At 39.1% G+C, this 15,261-nt stretch carries 12 protein-coding genes; 6 read left to right on the forward strand and 6 right to left on the reverse strand.

Features of this window, described 5'->3' with window-relative positions:
- The first annotated feature begins 68 nt into the window (after positions 1-68).
- Both hpsE (ACE1B6_RS18635) and hpsE (ACE1B6_RS18640) read left to right on the forward strand, forming a co-directional pair.
- Entirely contained in the window at positions 69-1,022 is a 954-nt protein-coding gene (hpsE, locus tag ACE1B6_RS18635) for a hormogonium polysaccharide biosynthesis glycosyltransferase HpsE (protein WP_413258750.1), read from the forward strand.
- Between the two features lies 1 nt (position 1,023).
- Positions 1,024-1,974 carry a hormogonium polysaccharide biosynthesis glycosyltransferase HpsE gene (gene hpsE / locus ACE1B6_RS18640; RefSeq protein ID WP_413258751.1) on the forward strand — a complete coding sequence of 317 codons (951 nt, stop codon included), beginning with the start codon at positions 1,024-1,026 and terminating at the stop codon, positions 1,972-1,974.
- 5 nt (positions 1,975-1,979) lie between these two features.
- Here hpsE (ACE1B6_RS18640) and ACE1B6_RS18645 read toward each other — a convergent pair whose 3' ends face one another.
- From ACE1B6_RS18645 to ACE1B6_RS18660, 4 genes are read right to left on the reverse strand one after another with little or no spacing between them, the layout of a single operon-like run.
- Positions 1,980-2,954 (reverse strand): glycosyltransferase, encoded by a 975-nt coding sequence (locus ACE1B6_RS18645; protein ID WP_413258752.1) that lies wholly within the window; start codon positions 2,952-2,954, stop codon positions 1,980-1,982.
- A 15-nt stretch (positions 2,955-2,969) separates the two neighbouring features.
- Complete coding sequence (locus ACE1B6_RS18650) at positions 2,970-3,956, reverse strand: glycosyltransferase (protein WP_413258753.1); 987 nt, start codon at positions 3,954-3,956, stop codon at positions 2,970-2,972.
- Between the two features lie 24 nt (positions 3,957-3,980).
- On the reverse strand, positions 3,981-4,979 hold the full coding sequence (locus ACE1B6_RS18655) for a glycosyltransferase family 2 protein (RefSeq protein ID WP_413258754.1): 999 nt from the start codon (positions 4,977-4,979) through the stop codon (positions 3,981-3,983).
- Positions 4,980-5,002: 23 nt separating this feature from the next.
- On the reverse strand, positions 5,003-5,995 hold the full coding sequence (locus ACE1B6_RS18660; RefSeq protein ID WP_413258755.1) for a glycosyltransferase family 2 protein: 993 nt from the start codon (positions 5,993-5,995) through the stop codon (positions 5,003-5,005).
- A 184-nt stretch (positions 5,996-6,179) separates the two neighbouring features.
- Between ACE1B6_RS18660 and ACE1B6_RS18665 the strand changes: the two genes are divergently transcribed.
- The 3 genes from ACE1B6_RS18665 to rpmB all read left to right on the forward strand — a co-directional run bounded on the left by ACE1B6_RS18665 (position 6,180) and on the right by rpmB (position 9,886).
- Entirely contained in the window at positions 6,180-7,310 is a 1,131-nt protein-coding gene (locus ACE1B6_RS18665; protein ID WP_413258756.1) for a radical SAM protein, read from the forward strand.
- 219 nt (positions 7,311-7,529) lie between these two features.
- Positions 7,530-9,509: a molecular chaperone HtpG gene (htpG, locus tag ACE1B6_RS18670; protein WP_459563059.1), complete on the forward strand. Its 1,980-nt coding sequence runs from the start codon at positions 7,530-7,532 to the stop codon at positions 9,507-9,509.
- A 140-nt stretch (positions 9,510-9,649) separates the two neighbouring features.
- Positions 9,650-9,886 (forward strand): 50S ribosomal protein L28, encoded by a 237-nt coding sequence (gene rpmB / locus ACE1B6_RS18675; RefSeq protein WP_413258758.1) that lies wholly within the window; start codon positions 9,650-9,652, stop codon positions 9,884-9,886.
- On the opposite strand, the gene ACE1B6_RS18680 is transcribed toward rpmB, so the two are convergent.
- Together ACE1B6_RS18680 and ACE1B6_RS18685 are read right to left on the reverse strand one after the other, a co-directional pair.
- Positions 9,883-10,158, reverse strand: coding sequence for a hypothetical protein (locus tag ACE1B6_RS18680; protein ID WP_413258759.1), 276 nt, complete (start codon positions 10,156-10,158; stop codon positions 9,883-9,885). The two genes, rpmB and ACE1B6_RS18680, sit on opposite strands and share 4 nt — an antisense overlap.
- A gap of 167 nt (positions 10,159-10,325) precedes the next feature.
- Positions 10,326-10,475: a hypothetical protein gene (locus ACE1B6_RS18685; RefSeq protein ID WP_413258760.1), complete on the reverse strand. Its 150-nt coding sequence runs from the start codon at positions 10,473-10,475 to the stop codon at positions 10,326-10,328.
- Positions 10,476-10,690: 215 nt separating this feature from the next.
- On the opposite strand from ACE1B6_RS18685, the gene hpsA reads away from it, so the two are divergent.
- Complete coding sequence (gene hpsA / locus ACE1B6_RS18690) at positions 10,691-15,247, forward strand: hormogonium polysaccharide biosynthesis protein HpsA (protein WP_413258761.1); 4,557 nt, start codon at positions 10,691-10,693, stop codon at positions 15,245-15,247.
- Positions 15,248-15,261 lie beyond the last annotated feature (14 nt).

Genomic DNA, 15,261 nt, shown 5'->3' on the forward strand with positions numbered 1-15,261 from the left:
CCCCTTTTTTTTCTAAAATTGAAAATGGAAAGCAAAAAGGGCGATCGACAATCAAGCAGAAAAAAGTTATGCCAGACTTTACTGTAGCTATCCCAACTTATAATGGCGCACATCGTTTACCAGAAGTGCTGGATAAATTGCGATCGCAAATCAACACAGAAAACTTTTCTTGGGAAATTATAGTAATTGACAATAATAGCACAGATAACACCGCCAAAGTAGTTGAAGAATATCAAAAAAACTGGTCAGAAAATTACCTATTAAGATATTGCCAAGAACAGCAACAAGGTGCCGGATTTGCTCGTCAAAAGGCTATCAAAGAAGCTAAAAGTAACTTAATTGGTTTTCTGGATGATGACAATTTACCAGCAGAAAATTGGATAGCAGCTGCTTATAGTTTTAGTAAAAAATACCCCAATGCAGGTGCTTTTGCTAGTCAAATTCATCCAATCTACGAAATTGAACCCCCAGAGAATTTTCGCAAACTTGCACCATTTTTAGCGATTACAGAACGAGGAGAAAATCCAATTTTATATGAGCCTTCCAGCAAGTTATTACCACCCTCAGCCGGATTAGTAATACGCAAGGAAGCTTGGTTAGAAAATGTCCCAGATAAGCTAATTTTAACAGGTAGAGCTAACGGGAAAATGCTCACCAGTGAAGATTTAGAAGTTTTGTCACATATTCAACAATCAAAATGGGAGATTTGGTACAATCCAGCTATGGAAATTTACCATAAAATCCCCCATTGGCGATTAGAGAAAACTTATTTACTTTCCTTAATTAGGGGCATCGGTTTAAGTCGCCATGTCACCAGGATGATTGGCGTTAAACCTTGGCTAAAACCATTGGTAATTCCTGCTTATATGGCTAACGATTTGCGAAAAATTATTTTCCAAATTTTGAAATACGGTAATAAAGTTAATACCGATCTAATCGCCGCTTGTGAAATGCAGTTATATATTAGTAGCTTAGTTAGTCCATTTTTTATTTGGCGCAAACTCTATTTAGAGAGTAAGTAAAATGATTGATATTACTGTGGCGATACCTACTTATAATGGTGCCAAGCGATTGCCTAATGTGTTGGAAAAATTGCGATCGCAAACAGTCACAGAACACTTTTCCTGGCAAATTATTATCATCGATAACAATAGTAATGACAACACCGCTGAAGTTGTAAAAAAGTATCAAACTGAAGAGAGTTTCCCCTATCCCTTAAAATATTACTTTGAAGCTAAACAGGGATTAGCAACAGCAAGACAACGCGCAATCAACGAAGCTAACAGCACATTTGTTGCCTTTCTTGATGATGATAATCTACCCAATCCTGACTGGGTTGCAGCTGCTTATTCCTTTGGCAAAACCCATCCTAAAGCAGGTGCATATAGTGGGCAAATTCACGCAGACTTTGAAGTAAAACCTCCAGAAAATTTCCAAAGAATACAAGCATTTCTTGCTATCCGAGAACATGGTTCGGAACCCCATTTATTTCAACCAGAAAACTTAAGGCTTCCTCCTGGTGCTGGATTAGTCATTCGCAAACAAGCATGGATTGAAAATGTTCCCCTTAACACTGTTCTTCAAGGAAGAATCAATGGCAGGATGATCGCAGGAGATGACTATGAAGCATTACTTTATATTTATAAAGCAGGTTGGGAAATTTGGTATAACCCCGATATGCACATTTATCATCAAATTCCCCACTGGCGATTAGAGAGAAATTACTTACTTCCTTTGTGTCGTGGTTGTGGTTTAGCTACTTGTCAACTACGTTTAATTAATGCTAAAAATTGGCAAAAACCTCTTGTAATCTCTCGAACTTTGTTAGGCAATTTGCGGAGAGTTACCTTACATTATCTCAAGTATCGTCAACAACTGAAAACAGATATTATTGCTGCTTGCGAAATGGAGTTTTTCTTAGGCAGTTTAATCAGTCCATTTTATATCTTTCCAAAATATAAGTCCTCAAATTAGTCTATTTATAAAATAGATTTATTCCCTTTAGACTTACTATTTTTTAGCTTAGTTAACCATCTTTGAAGCTGCTGATTCGGTAACAAGATTCCTAGCATTATTTTGAGCATTACTATTAACATTAGCTTGGGTTGCTGAGATAATAACGCTGGATTATTTTTCATTGCATACCATAAGCAACGTCCCGCCGTTAATGCTTTCTGTCTTTCTAAGGAACCAACAAGAACCCGAAAAGTCAGGTATTTATAAACATTGGCGATACTATATTTTTTTAAATGCTTTAATGAATTTGGAGCCTTAGCAAAGGCTTTTTCAATAACAGTTAAAGAGGCTTTCTCTTGCCTAAAAATACTCGAAGAAATCGAATTAGCTGACATTCGATATAAAATTTGGGGGATTGGTACAACTACAAAATCATATTGTGCGGCTAACCGGATTAATAAATCCCAATCTTCTGGGCCAAATAGTGATTCATCAAAGCCACCTACCTGATTTAACGCTTCTCTACGAATTAAAACATTAGAACCACTTTCAATAAAGTTTTGTAGAAGAAGCTGTTCATAAACATTACCCGTTAAAGAAACTTGGTTGCCAGGATATAAAAATTTGCCAGATTCATCAATATAAGTAGTCCAACTGTAAGCAACACCTGCTTGATGATTAACTTGCAAAGCTTTTAGTTGAGTTTCTAGTTTATCTGATGTCCAAATATCGTCAGAATCTAAAAAGGAAATAAACTCGCCAGTAGCTTGAGAAATTCCTCGATTTCTACTGGCAGATACCCCAGAATTGGGATAAGAAAAAACCTTTAATCTTGAGTCTTTTATGTTAGAAATAATCTTTAAACTTGCATCTTGTGAACCATCATTAATCACGATTAACTCAAAATCAGTGAAACTTTGGTTTAAAACAGATTCAATCGTTTCTTGAATCGTTTTTTCACTATTGAAAACCGGAATAATTACGGAAATGAGTGGCATAATAAATCACACTAGTTAAAATAACTCTAATTGTAAGTGACCTAGTATAGTTATAGTGTTAAATACACTCTTGAACTTGGTTATTAAATACTGTGAAATTTGCGGCGGCATGATTACCATGACAACTATTTTTAACAAAGCTTTCCAAATTACTCGCGTTTGCAACAAAGCCGGATCATTTTTTATAGAATGCCACAGTAACCTAGCTGCTATTAAACCCTGTTTTGGCTGTGGTTTGGCTTCCAAAGCTTTGAAAGTCAGACCTTTGTAAATATTAGCAATAGAATGCCTTTTTAAATGTTTTAGAGATTCAGGTGCTTGACTAAAAGCTTTTTCAATAGCTTTTAAACTAGCTATTTCCTGTTTGACAACGTTAGCAGATGCGGAATAGCTCAATTGTCGGTATAAAATTTGTGCGGCTGGTACACAAACAAAATGATAATTTGCTGCTAATCGCAACCACATATCTCTATCTTCTGATGGGACAACAGATCGATCGAAATTACCAACTTCCTGCAAAGCCTGTTTCCGAATCAGAGGGTTGGAACCATTTTCAATAAAATCAATTAACAAAAGCTTTGCATAGACATTTCCAGTGTCACTAATATGACTACCTCGACGAGATATTTCCCCTGATTCATCGATACATTTAGTCCAGCTATAAGCTACAGCAGCTTGAGGATTTTCTTGCAGTGCTTTTAACTGGTTTTCTAGCTTATCAACTGTCCAAAGATCGTCAGCATCAATAAAAGAAATAAACTCTCCATTTGCTTGACAAATTCCCCGATTACGACTTTCTGCAACTCCTGCATTGGGGTAGGAAAAAAGTTTTAAACGCTCATCTTGAATATGAGAAACTATCTCCAAAGTTCTATCTGTTGAACCATCATTAATGACGATTAACTCTAAATCTGAAAAGCTTTGATTTAAGACAGATTCTATGGTTTCTTGAATTGTCTTTTCACCGTTATATACAGGAATTACTACAGAAATCAGTGGCATAGTAAGTTTACCTCACTTGATTATTCATTTATTTTCCCAAGGGATTCCCTTTCTCATATATATTAGTAAAGCATCAACATTATATAATCTTTTAAAGTCATTTATTTTGGTTTTAGCCAATTCACTTGGCAGTAAAAACTGAGTGATGATTCTCAATACAATTTTCCAAATAAGTTTGGTTTTCAGCAATGAACGATCGTATTTTACTGATTCCCAAAGAAACTTCCCACTTACTAGAGTATTTGGTTTATTAGGAGAGGAGGTAAGCGATCGAAACAACAAATATTTATAAAAATTTCCTTTACTTAAGCGTTTCAATATTGGGGAATATTGCGGATTGCGATCGCAAGCTTTTTCAATTACCTCCATACTCTCTGCTTCCATGCGTAAAAGATTAGTAGACATAGAAGTAGAAGATATGCGATATAAAATTTGTGGCTTAGGTACTCCAACAAATTCATACTCAGCCGCTAACCGCAGCCACATATCCCAATCTTCACAAGATTTCCGCGACTCATCAAAATAACCAACTTTTCTTAAAGCTTCAGTACGAATCAGAATATTGGAACCACTTTCGATAAAATTACTTAATAAAAGATTTACACAAATATCGCCTGGGAAACTTAAATAACAACCTTTACCAAAACAATTATCTGATTCATCAATATAATCAGTCCAGCTATAAGCTACAGTTGCTAGTGGGTTTTCCTCTAAGGCTTTTACTTGTAACTCTAGCTTATCTGCCGTCCAAAGATCGTCAGCATCTATAAAAGAAATATATTCACCAGATGCTAAGTTAATTCCGCGATTGCGACTCGCAGCCAGACCAGCATTAGGAAAGGAAAATACTTTAATGCGGGAGTCTTGAATTTGGCAGACAATCTCTAAAGTAGAATCTTGGGAACCGTCATTCACAATAATTAATTCTAAATCTTTAATTGTTTGATTCAAAACGCATTCGACTGTTTGCTTAATAGTTTTTTCTCCGTTATAAACTGGTATAATTACAGAAATTAGTGGCATTTTAGCTGACTCAAAACTTACTTTTAGTTAAAAGGATCTATTTTCATGTATTGAAATAAAGCACTCACATTGTATAAATTTTTCTTTTTATTAATTACATACTGCGATAGCTTAGGTGGTAATAAAAGCATAGTTCCAATTTTTAATAATACTTTCCAAAAGACTCGTTTTTTTATCAAAGATGGATCGTACTTCACAGCTTTACTCAGTAATCTACCAGCTTCTAAACCTCTAGAAGGATTGGCAGACATATCAAGTACTCTAAAGGTAAAATCTTTGTAAAAATTAGCTAGGCTATGCTGCTTTAGGTTACGGGGTAAGGGTTTTTCAGCTTTATTAAAAGTGCGTTCTCTCACTAGCACGCTTGTTTCTTCATGCCTTTTAATGTTACAAGTCATGGAATTAGAAGAGAGACGATATAAAACTTGTGTATGTGGTACAGCCACAAAATTGTAGCGTGATGCTAACCGCAAATATAATTCATAATCTTGACTAGCAGAAAGAGTTTCATCAAAACCATTAACTTCAATAAAAGCTTGTCTGCGAATCATCGGGTTAGAACCAGTTTCCACAAAACAAGTGAGAAAAAGCTTTGCATAAATATCCCCATTTTCAGTTCTGTGGCTACCTGGACGGAAAAATTTCCCTGATTCATCAATGCAATCCATCCAACTGTAAGCAACAGCTGCTTCAGGATTTTCTTGTAATGCTGTTAACTGTAATTCTAATTTATCCGGTGTCCATAAATCATCAGCATCTAAAAAAGCAATAAATTCCCCAGAAGAGTGAGAAAATCCTCGGTTCCGACTAACGGCACCGCCAGCATTAGGATAGGAAAAAACTTTTAAGCGAGGGTCGGAAAACTGAGAAACAATTTCTAAGGTAGAATCTTGAGAACCATCATTAATTACTATTATTTCAAAATTATTGCAGGTTTGATTAATAACAGATTTAATAGTATCTCGAATTGTTTTTTCACTATTGTACGCAGGGATTATTACTGATATGAGTGGCATACTATTAACCCAAGTTTGCGGTTTGCGTTAGAACCTTATACCCATGTAGAAAAACACTGCCTTAGTACTGAGAAATTACTGATGGCGTATTAAGCGTATCTCTCCTATAATAGAACAAACTTAATTTAATTGTATTGAACAAATTATTAACTTCTTATTAACATCTAGCTTGTAGGTTATACCCATGCTGTTCGTCAACCTGAAGTCTCTGATTCCTCAATCTTGGAAAAGTAAAATCAAGTCTGGTGTCATCCGACCCTTAAAACGCGGCTGGGATTCTTTCCTTGACTTTATCGTAACTGAGTATAACTACCGCTTTCGCCGTAAAGAAATTCAGAAGCTTTTAGAAAATCAGCGAAACTTGCCGCGAGGACTCCACATTGAGGGAACAAATATTTGCAATGCTAAGTGTACTTTCTGTGCTTATCCACAAATGGAAAGACCGAAGCAAACTATGCCAATGGCACAGTTTCGTCAGCTGATCGATCAATATGTGGCGATGGGTGGGAAGTATGTTTCTCTGACCCCGATCGTTGGCGATCCTTTTGTCGATCGCCACATTTTTGAAAGACTCGACTACCTGAATCAACGCCCAGAAATTCAAGGATTTTACTTTTATACAAATGCAATTTTGATGAAGCCGGAAGTTAGCCAAAGGCTAATGGCCTATGGTGCTAAACTGAAAGTTCATGTTTCAATGGGTGGGTTCGATCGCGAAACTTACAAAGCAATCATGGGTGTCGATCATTTCGATCTGGTACGTCGCCACATAGAATCATTTATTGAAATTAAAACAAAACTTAATTCTCCTATTCATTTTGTCATCTCAGTTCGTTGTCCAAAATCAAAATGCACAGGCGAACTTTGGCAGCTGATCCGCAGTAACCAAGTTAAAGGAATATTAACCATTGAATGGCCTTATCATGGCTTTGATTCTTGGACAGGTAAGATTAAGGCGGAGGATTTAAAAAAGGTGGGCTTGGAACCTATGAGACCACCCTATAAACGGGGTGCTTGTGAACTTTTGTATATGCGACCTGTTGTACTAGCTAATGGTAAGGTAAATGCTTGTGCCTGTCGTGATGTGGAAGCACAATTAATCGTAGGTGATATTAACGAATCCAAGCTAGAAGAAGTTTGGACAGGTAAAGCGATCGACGATTTGATCGAACGCCACGAAAAAGGCGACTTTCCTGAAGTTTGTAAACGTTGTACCTGGTATATTAGTGTTTACAATCAGCGCCAAAGTACCATTCTCCAACCTTTACTGAATTGGAGTGAAGAAGATTCCTCTGAGTCCTTCAGGTTGTATTAAATTTCCATTTTCAGTAAAATTTCCCTCTCCTACTACCTGCCAACTTCACAGCGATTAGAACCCCCGTCCTTCTGGGATTGGGGTGCTTTCAGCAACAAATGGCTGATAAGTAGGGAAATCCGCATCATTTAAAGACGGTTATCCTTGAAACAGTTGGACAAGCGATCGCGCAAAATCTAACTTGGAGAAACTATCACTACCTGAATTTAACTTATGACCATGCTGGAACAAGGTACGATTACTATTCATAGCGAAAATATTTTCCCCATCATCAAGAAATCTCTATACTCAGGTCATGAAGTTTTCTTACGGGAACTAATTTCTAACGCCGTAGATGCCATCCAAAAATTGAAAATGGTTTCCCGTGCTGGAGATTTTACAGGGGAAGTCCCAGAACCAAAAATTACGATCGCCATTGACAAGGAGAAAAAAACCCTTTCGGTGACAGACAATGGCATCGGGATGACTGCTGATGAGGTGAAAAAATATATTAACCAAGTCGCCTTTTCTAGCGCCGAAGAATTTATCCAAAAGTACCAAAGTAACGGCGAATCAATTATTGGTCACTTTGGTTTAGGTTTTTATTCTTCTTTCATGGTGGCGCAAACAGTCGAGATTGATACCCTTTCTTACCAAAAGGATGCTCAAGCTGTTCATTGGACTTGCGATGGTTCGCCAAACTTTACTTTAGAAGATTCGCCTCGCACTCAACCGGGTACTACGGTTACTCTCACTTTACAAGAAGAAGAATTAGAATATCTGGAATCGCCAAGAATTCGCCAGTTAGTGAAAACTTATTGCGATTTCATGCCAGTCCCGATCGAACTTGATGGGGAAATATTAAACCAGCAAAAGGCAATTTGGCGACAGTCTCCTAGAGATTTAAAGCAAGAGGATTACCTGGAATTTTACCGTTATCTTTATCCTTTTCAAGAAGACCCTTTGCTGTGGGTACATCTAAATACGGATTATCCTTTCCAAATTAATGGGATTCTCTTCTTCCCGAAAATGCGACCTGATGTTGATGTTACTAAAGGTCAAATTAAACTATTTTGTAACCAAGTTTTCGTTAGCGATCACTGCGAAGAAATTATGCCGAAATTCCTGCTACCAATGCGGGGGGTAATTGATTCGCCAGATATTCCTTTGAATGTTTCTCGCAGTGCTTTACAGGTCGATCGCACTGTCCGCAAAATTGCTGACTTTGTAGCGAAAAAGGTGGGCGATCGCTTAAATGAACTCTACAAGGAAAATCGATCGGAATATATCACCTGCTGGCAAGATATTGGCACTTTTGTGAAATTTGGGGCGATGAATGATGATAAATTCAAAAAGCAAGTGGAAGATATCATTATCTATCGCACCACTTACAACCCAGGCGAAACAGAAGGCAAATCTGCTGATACGCCAACTGTAGAAGTTCAGGGACAAGAAGGCGATCCTTGGCAAGAAGTCAATCCAACTGCTAATCAAAAAGATGCAGAAGGTGGAATTTACACCACTATTAAAGAGTACTTGGAACGCAATAAAACCCATCACGAAAATCGAGTTTTCTACTGTAGCGATCGAGCAAGTCAAGCAACTTATGTAGAACTGCACAAAAATCAAGGTTTAGAAGTCCTATTTATGGACTCCTTTATTGACTCTCACTTTATCTCTTTCTTAGAAAGAGAGTTTCAAGATGTTAAATTCTCTCGCGTTGATGCTGAGTTAGATCAAACTTTGATCGATCGAGACAAAGCAGCGGAAATTGTAGACAGTGCAACTAACAAAACTCGCAGCGAATTAATTAAAGAAATCTTCGAGAAAGCACTGAATAAACCGCAAGTTACCATTCGCACCGAAGCGTTAAAATCTGACAATCCTCAAGGAACTCCACCTGCGATCGTCCTCTTGCCGGAAATTTTACGCCGACTGCGGGAAATGAATGCTTTAATGCAGCAACAAGCTGCCCAATTCCCCGAAGAACATACTTTAGTAGTTAATACCTCTCACCCACTAATCCAAAATCTGATTAGTTTGAGCCAAGGTAGCATTATCCAAGGTGAAGGTCAATCTCCCAGCGCCGAGTTAGCGGATATGATTTGTCATCACGTCTACGATCTAGCTTTGATGTCGCAGAAAGCCTTTGACGCAGATGCGATGAAAGCCTTCGTCGAAAGATCGAATCAAGTTCTAACTCGCCTCACCAGCAAATAACTAAATTAAGATCGATCGCTTACGTTAATGATATTTGTGGCGATCGATCTTTCGATAGTGCGCTACACTGCATTAACGCACCCTACAGAATGTGTCAGAATAGAAGATTGCAGCCAAAAAACAGAACACTGGAGAATTTTATGTCGAGAGTTTGTCAACTGACTGGTAAAAAAGCCAATAATGCTTATGCTGTTTCCCACTCCCACCGTCGGAACAAAAAGCTGCAAGAGGTGAATTTACAGACAAAGCGGATTTGGTGGGAAGAAGGTAAGCGTTGGGTAAAACTTCGCATTTCTACTAAGGCAATTAAAACTTTGGAGAAAAAAGGTTTAGCAGCAATGGCTAAGGAAGCTGGAATTAACTTAAATAAGTTTTAATTATTAATAATCCGCCCGATCGGTTTCCGATACAAGAATCCCCCCAATTCCGAAATCAAGGGAATTTCTGGGGGGATTCTGTTTTGCAGACGAGTTTTTTGCCTTTTCGGAAATCTTGCCCCGACGCTTTTAGTTAGGGTAGGGGCTTTCCCGTAGCCAACAAATTTATATTGCTTAAACTGCCCGAATGCTTTGCCCATTATTACATCTCTGCCTCTCTGTCCCTTTTCTCTTCTGAGGGTGATCGGTTTTTTGTCCGGTCTGGGTAACATAAGTCTAGTCCCTAATGAGAAACTTGTTTAAAGTTTTAATAAAGCTAGAGGAAAAATCTTCCTTTGGATTGTAGTTATCTCAGGGGCTCCCTTGAGATTATTTGGGATTGATTAGTCGTCTGTTGAGAATGTAGGCGCAAATGAAAAACTACTTTTTTTTGCACCATTTACTTTATGATCGCGATCGCACTTTCTCCCGGAGGCATATCACAACCATGAACAATCAGCCCAAGATAAACTTGATTTCTCCTCGATAAGGCTTCTGCCCTATCTACTACTATTTTCTTTCTACTGCCTCTGGCTCCGTTAAAATACACAAATCTTTTAACACAGATTTATTAGGCATAAATAAGGTATTTTCTCGGTTGCTGTAGAGGTTTTAGGTTGTTATTACAGAGACAAGCATTAAACTTTATAAAAGTTTTATGAACTACGCTAATTTTTTCGTGAATATTAACTCCCATTAGGGGAAAGCCATTCTTTATTTTCCCGTCGGTTAGAAGCCGGATTCTCTTAAGCCAGGAAAGCAGCCATGTTAAACCGCAGACAACTTAGAGCGATTAAAAGGGCATTTCGCAAGTTATTTAAAAAAACTTGGAAATTTGCAACTACTGTTACTAAAAATTTATTTGATTGGTTTTTACGCACCGTCTTACTGATTGGCGTTGGTAAGCAAAGACAGATTCATGCTAAAGCAGGTTTTATGCTGCCAACAGTGGCTTTACTGTTGGTAGTTGTGGCTTTAGTTGTTGGCACAATTCTTTTCCGTACTAGCAGCAGAACAAATCAGGTAATTGCTGAGCGAAATCAGCAACAAATATCCAACGCTGCTACACCATCTATTGAACGAGCTAAAGCAAAAATAGAATATTTATTTTCAAAAGACTCTCGCCTCAAAAATAACGGGATTACCGCAGAATCTGAACTACTCCACATGATGCTTAATGATGGAGAAGGTGTAGCTAAATTAGAAGATGGGAATCCCTATTTACTACCCGATGAAGAACAAATCGATATCAATGGAGATGGCAAGAAAGATACAGCTTGGATGTATCCGGTCGATTTGAACGTTGATGGACAACCAGAAACTTACGCTGCCTACTCCATCATCATGAAGTCACAACATCCTGAAGCTACAGATGAGGATTCTAATCCAATAATTGAAGTAGATCAAACAGATGATGATATCAAGAAAAAAGCTTCAAAATTAGTTGTTCGCAATGGCCCGGTAATTGCTGAAGCTCCGAAAGATTCAGGCGATGTCTGTAGCAAACTCGATCGCTTACCAGAAAAAGGTTGGAATAAATTTAATTCCACCAACTTAATAAAAACTTTTCAAGTGGTAGCTGTTACGGCGCAAAGAAAAGGTGATGGTAATCGCACTGTCGTCACTCAAGAATATCAACAAGACCGGGAATTAAGAAGAAACGCTAGCATTTGGTTCCGAGATGATTTGCATATCTATCCAGGTACTAAATTAAACTGGAACGGGGCAATGCACACTGAAGGCAGTTTGTTTGTCAATCCTCTTTGGAATAATGGTGACTTTACTACCTATCTGATTAGTGCGCCTGCATCCTGTGTTTATGACCCATCGAGCAATTCGGAGATTACTGTTTCCAGACTGGAAGATGTTCCAGGCATGGATAAGGATTATGCTTTTTATGGGCAAGTTGTTAGTGGTGATATTATTCAAGATAAGTTTGCCAATAACTATTCGTTGTTCCACATTCATGGCAGACCCCCTAAGACTGCTGATACTGACGCTAAAATAGACCAGAAGACAGACTCTGTTACTGGTGGTAAACCATCGGGAATTGCTCTCGATCCGGTGATGATTTTTACGAAGGACATCTCTCAAGCTAGAATAGCAGACAGCACTAACCCAAAAACATACAACAAAGACATCAGCACACAAAAGTGGAAAGATGATGCGGCTCTCAGTTCCAGGGTAAGAGCAGTAAGCAAAAAACCACCCTACCTTGACGACACTTATCGGGCTGATGACCGCTTAGGACCAAAACCCAAATATCTGATTGGCGAAAACATTCCCGATGTTGTTCTTGATGTTTCCAAAAAGAATGGCAAAAACATCAAAGAAGTTGCCCTTACGACTGAGCAACGAGATCGTTTACTCAACAACACAACCACAGTATCAGACACAAATTTCACGAAACTGGGCTTAGACGGTTATTGGGAACGTCGCGCCAGAGTTGAGGGAATGCGAATTATCGGTGGGGCAAGGTTAGAACTCGGCAACCTCTACGGTTGGGAAGGAGCAAACGATCCACTGTATCCGCTTTATCAAAGTGGTCTGAATCCTATTTCTCATGAACAACAACAGCGGCGCACTCTCAGAGATAATTTAGCGGCTGTCCAAGCTACAGCAGTGTTCCATAAAGCTATTAATCCTGATATTGCAGCCACTTGTGTCTCAACTACATCTCATCCAGGTACAAATTTCCCAGTTCTAACATCAATACAAGAAATACAAAACGAAGTAACTAGATACTCAAATAATCCCGGAGAACCGGAAGGTACTATTCAACAAAGTACTGACTTTAGACATGCAAATGAGACATTATTGCGTACCAACTTCTTTACTGGTAAAGGTACAAATGGCTGGGAATACGAGCCTAAATGGACAACCTTGAATGACTTAAATGGTGGCGAATGGGGCAAAGCCTTAAGGAACTTGGCTAATTTTGCCGGAGAAATAGACGGTGCATTTCCACCCATAAAGCAAGACCGAGTTTATCCTCATCCTTATCTATCAATGTGGGGTAATTTCTCTAACTTGCGACGTTCTTTAGAACAGTACAACCAAAGTATTGCTGATGACAGTTACAAGCAAACTGCTGCTTGTACTGTGGGTATGTTGGCAAGGAACGTTATTGATATTCAAAACTACAACCCACCAGGTCTTTACACAGAAATAAATGATGCTCTGAAGACTGTTTTCTCTACCCCACCCCCAGCAAATGATCCAATCACCCCACTAGGATTTCCAACCACAAATCCAAGACCTGATGATTTTATTACCCAAATAGCCAATCCGGTTGTTAAAGAAAAAGCTCGATTAGCTCACTTAAAAGAGCAGATTAAACGCGATCGAGAATGGGGTTTTGCACCAGTTCCGCAGACAACACTCAGTCAGCCTGTTTATTCCTATACAATCCAATTTCATTCCTCAGTTGCTACACCACCTCCGGGTGTTGTTGCACCATTCACATTTGCTGGTGTAGAGTATGATGCAAACGTTACTACGGATACAGCCATTAAGAAAAAGACGTTGCAAGTTGGCTGCAACTTTGGCACAGGCCCAGAAGGAAATAAATATTTTGGTTTAGGTCAAGCACCTACGACGGAAGAGCAGGAAAAAACGTTTATCCGTTTAGCAACTAGTCTCTGTTCCACACAGCCAAAATTCCCCTCACTTTATTACCTTTTCCCAACCACGAATCACGGTCGCAATCACCCTGATTCAGGAGATGATGCAGAACTTTATGTTCAAAAGACAAGTCCTATTCCCGCCAATTTTGAGCAACTCGATTTATCACAAATTGCCCTCAACCCCAAAAACGATATCGGCGATTTCAGGCTCCCAACTAGCCCACTCAAAGGCGATCGTCCAAATCCCCTGAAAATTAAGAGACCAAACAACAGTGATGGTTTCGTTTCGCTGCTAGATGCGGGAATCTTCAACGGTCGGGAAATGATGTCTGTGCGAACGCTGGATATGGATCTGGATTTACTGAGACAAAGCAGTATTGGGACAGACTCTTGGTTGCCCAGTAGCGGTATCATCTACGCATTCCGGGAAGATGCAATCAGGGAAGACGCTATCTCCAGACCTGAAAAAGGAGACTATACGAATCCCAACGACCCAGTGATGACTAATGCCACAAATACCGATGACCCCAGAGATCCGAAGATCAAAGACAATGGTATTTCTCCCAAAGCTGTAGATTTCTATCCTGATCCAGACCGCCGACCTTATGGTTTCCGGTTGAAGAATGGAAAAAACTTAAGTCGTCCTGATAGTGGAAGTTACAAACAACGGGGTTTAACCCTAATTTCAGACAATCCAGTTTATATTCAAGGAGATTTCAACGTACACAAAGCAGAAGAATTTAACGAAATTCTAGGAAACACTATCTACGATGTCGCTAAATTTTACAACCGCTCTAACCTAAATCCACAATTCGCTACTCCAGTTGGTGACAGTTGGCGACCGACAGAAATTCTAGCTGATGCCATTACTCTACTTTCTCAAGATTTCAGAGATGGCGACGTTGCATCAGGTCTCTATGGTGTCAAAGAAGAGGTGCAAAAAAATTCCTATCGCGCTCAAAATATAACGGATGACCGTAACGATTTTTGGGTTAGAGAAGATGGCTCAGTTGCTAACAGAATTGCAGATGTAAATTCTTTTCCCAACAAACTTATCCCAATCAAAATTTACCGAAATGGCAATCCACGCTCTTGTGATCCCAGTGGTAACATCCTCACTCCTTGTACTTCTTCAAATCCTCCTTCGGTAGACCTGAAAGTTGAGTTTAGCGATAACCCAACGGGCCAAAGCAGAAAAGACAAGATCAACACTGCCACTAAAGACGGAAAGCAAGAGGGAACAGAAATAAATGCAGTGCTGGTAAGTGGTACAGTGCCAGCCCGTGCTCAACAAGGAAACGGCGGTTTACAAAACTTCCCCCGATTTATCGAAAATTGGAAAAGCAATATTCCCTTGAAGATTCAAGGGGCATTTTTCCAACTCAACTTCAGCACCTACGCTACCGCACCTTTCGAGCTAGACAGCTGGGAACCTACCGAGAAACCCAAAACTGGAGAATACCGTTGGTATTACGAACCACCTACAAGGGTTTGGGGTTACGACGTAGGTCTACAGTATGTGGCAGCAGCACCTTTATCCAAACGTCTCGATCCTTCCGGTAAAGCTCGTAGTGAGTTTTACGAAGAACCAAAAGCTAACGATCCTTATATCTGTCTACTACGTAGACAAGTAGCAATTAAGGGAGGGCTGCAATCCGAAAGCATAGAAACAGTAAATAACGACTGTCCACAGTAGCTTCAGGAGGTGAA

The organism is Floridaenema fluviatile BLCC-F154, assembly GCF_041929135.1.
GTDB lineage: Bacteria > Cyanobacteriota > Cyanobacteriia > Cyanobacteriales > Aerosakkonemataceae > Floridanema > Floridanema fluviatile.

Bases quoted from the DNA above. Each gene is read 5' to 3' on its own strand.
- hpsE (WP_413258750.1), top strand. From the start codon at position 69: ATGCCAGACTTTACTGTAGCTATCCCAACTTATAATGGCGCACATCGT.
- hpsE (WP_413258751.1), top strand. From the start codon at position 1,024: ATGATTGATATTACTGTGGCGATACCTACTTATAATGGTGCCAAGCGA.
- ACE1B6_RS18645 (WP_413258752.1), bottom strand. From the start codon at position 2,954: ATGCCACTCATTTCCGTAATTATTCCGGTTTTCAATAGTGAAAAAACG.
- ACE1B6_RS18650 (WP_413258753.1), bottom strand. From the start codon at position 3,956: ATGCCACTGATTTCTGTAGTAATTCCTGTATATAACGGTGAAAAGACA.
- ACE1B6_RS18655 (WP_413258754.1), bottom strand. From the start codon at position 4,979: ATGCCACTAATTTCTGTAATTATACCAGTTTATAACGGAGAAAAAACT.
- ACE1B6_RS18660 (WP_413258755.1), bottom strand. From the start codon at position 5,995: ATGCCACTCATATCAGTAATAATCCCTGCGTACAATAGTGAAAAAACA.
- ACE1B6_RS18665 (WP_413258756.1), top strand. From the start codon at position 6,180: ATGCTGTTCGTCAACCTGAAGTCTCTGATTCCTCAATCTTGGAAAAGT.
- htpG (WP_459563059.1), top strand. From the start codon at position 7,530: ATGCTGGAACAAGGTACGATTACTATTCATAGCGAAAATATTTTCCCC.
- rpmB (WP_413258758.1), top strand. From the start codon at position 9,650: ATGTCGAGAGTTTGTCAACTGACTGGTAAAAAAGCCAATAATGCTTAT.
- ACE1B6_RS18680 (WP_413258759.1), bottom strand. From the start codon at position 10,158: ATGTTACCCAGACCGGACAAAAAACCGATCACCCTCAGAAGAGAAAAG.
- hpsA (WP_413258761.1), top strand. From the start codon at position 10,691: ATGTTAAACCGCAGACAACTTAGAGCGATTAAAAGGGCATTTCGCAAG.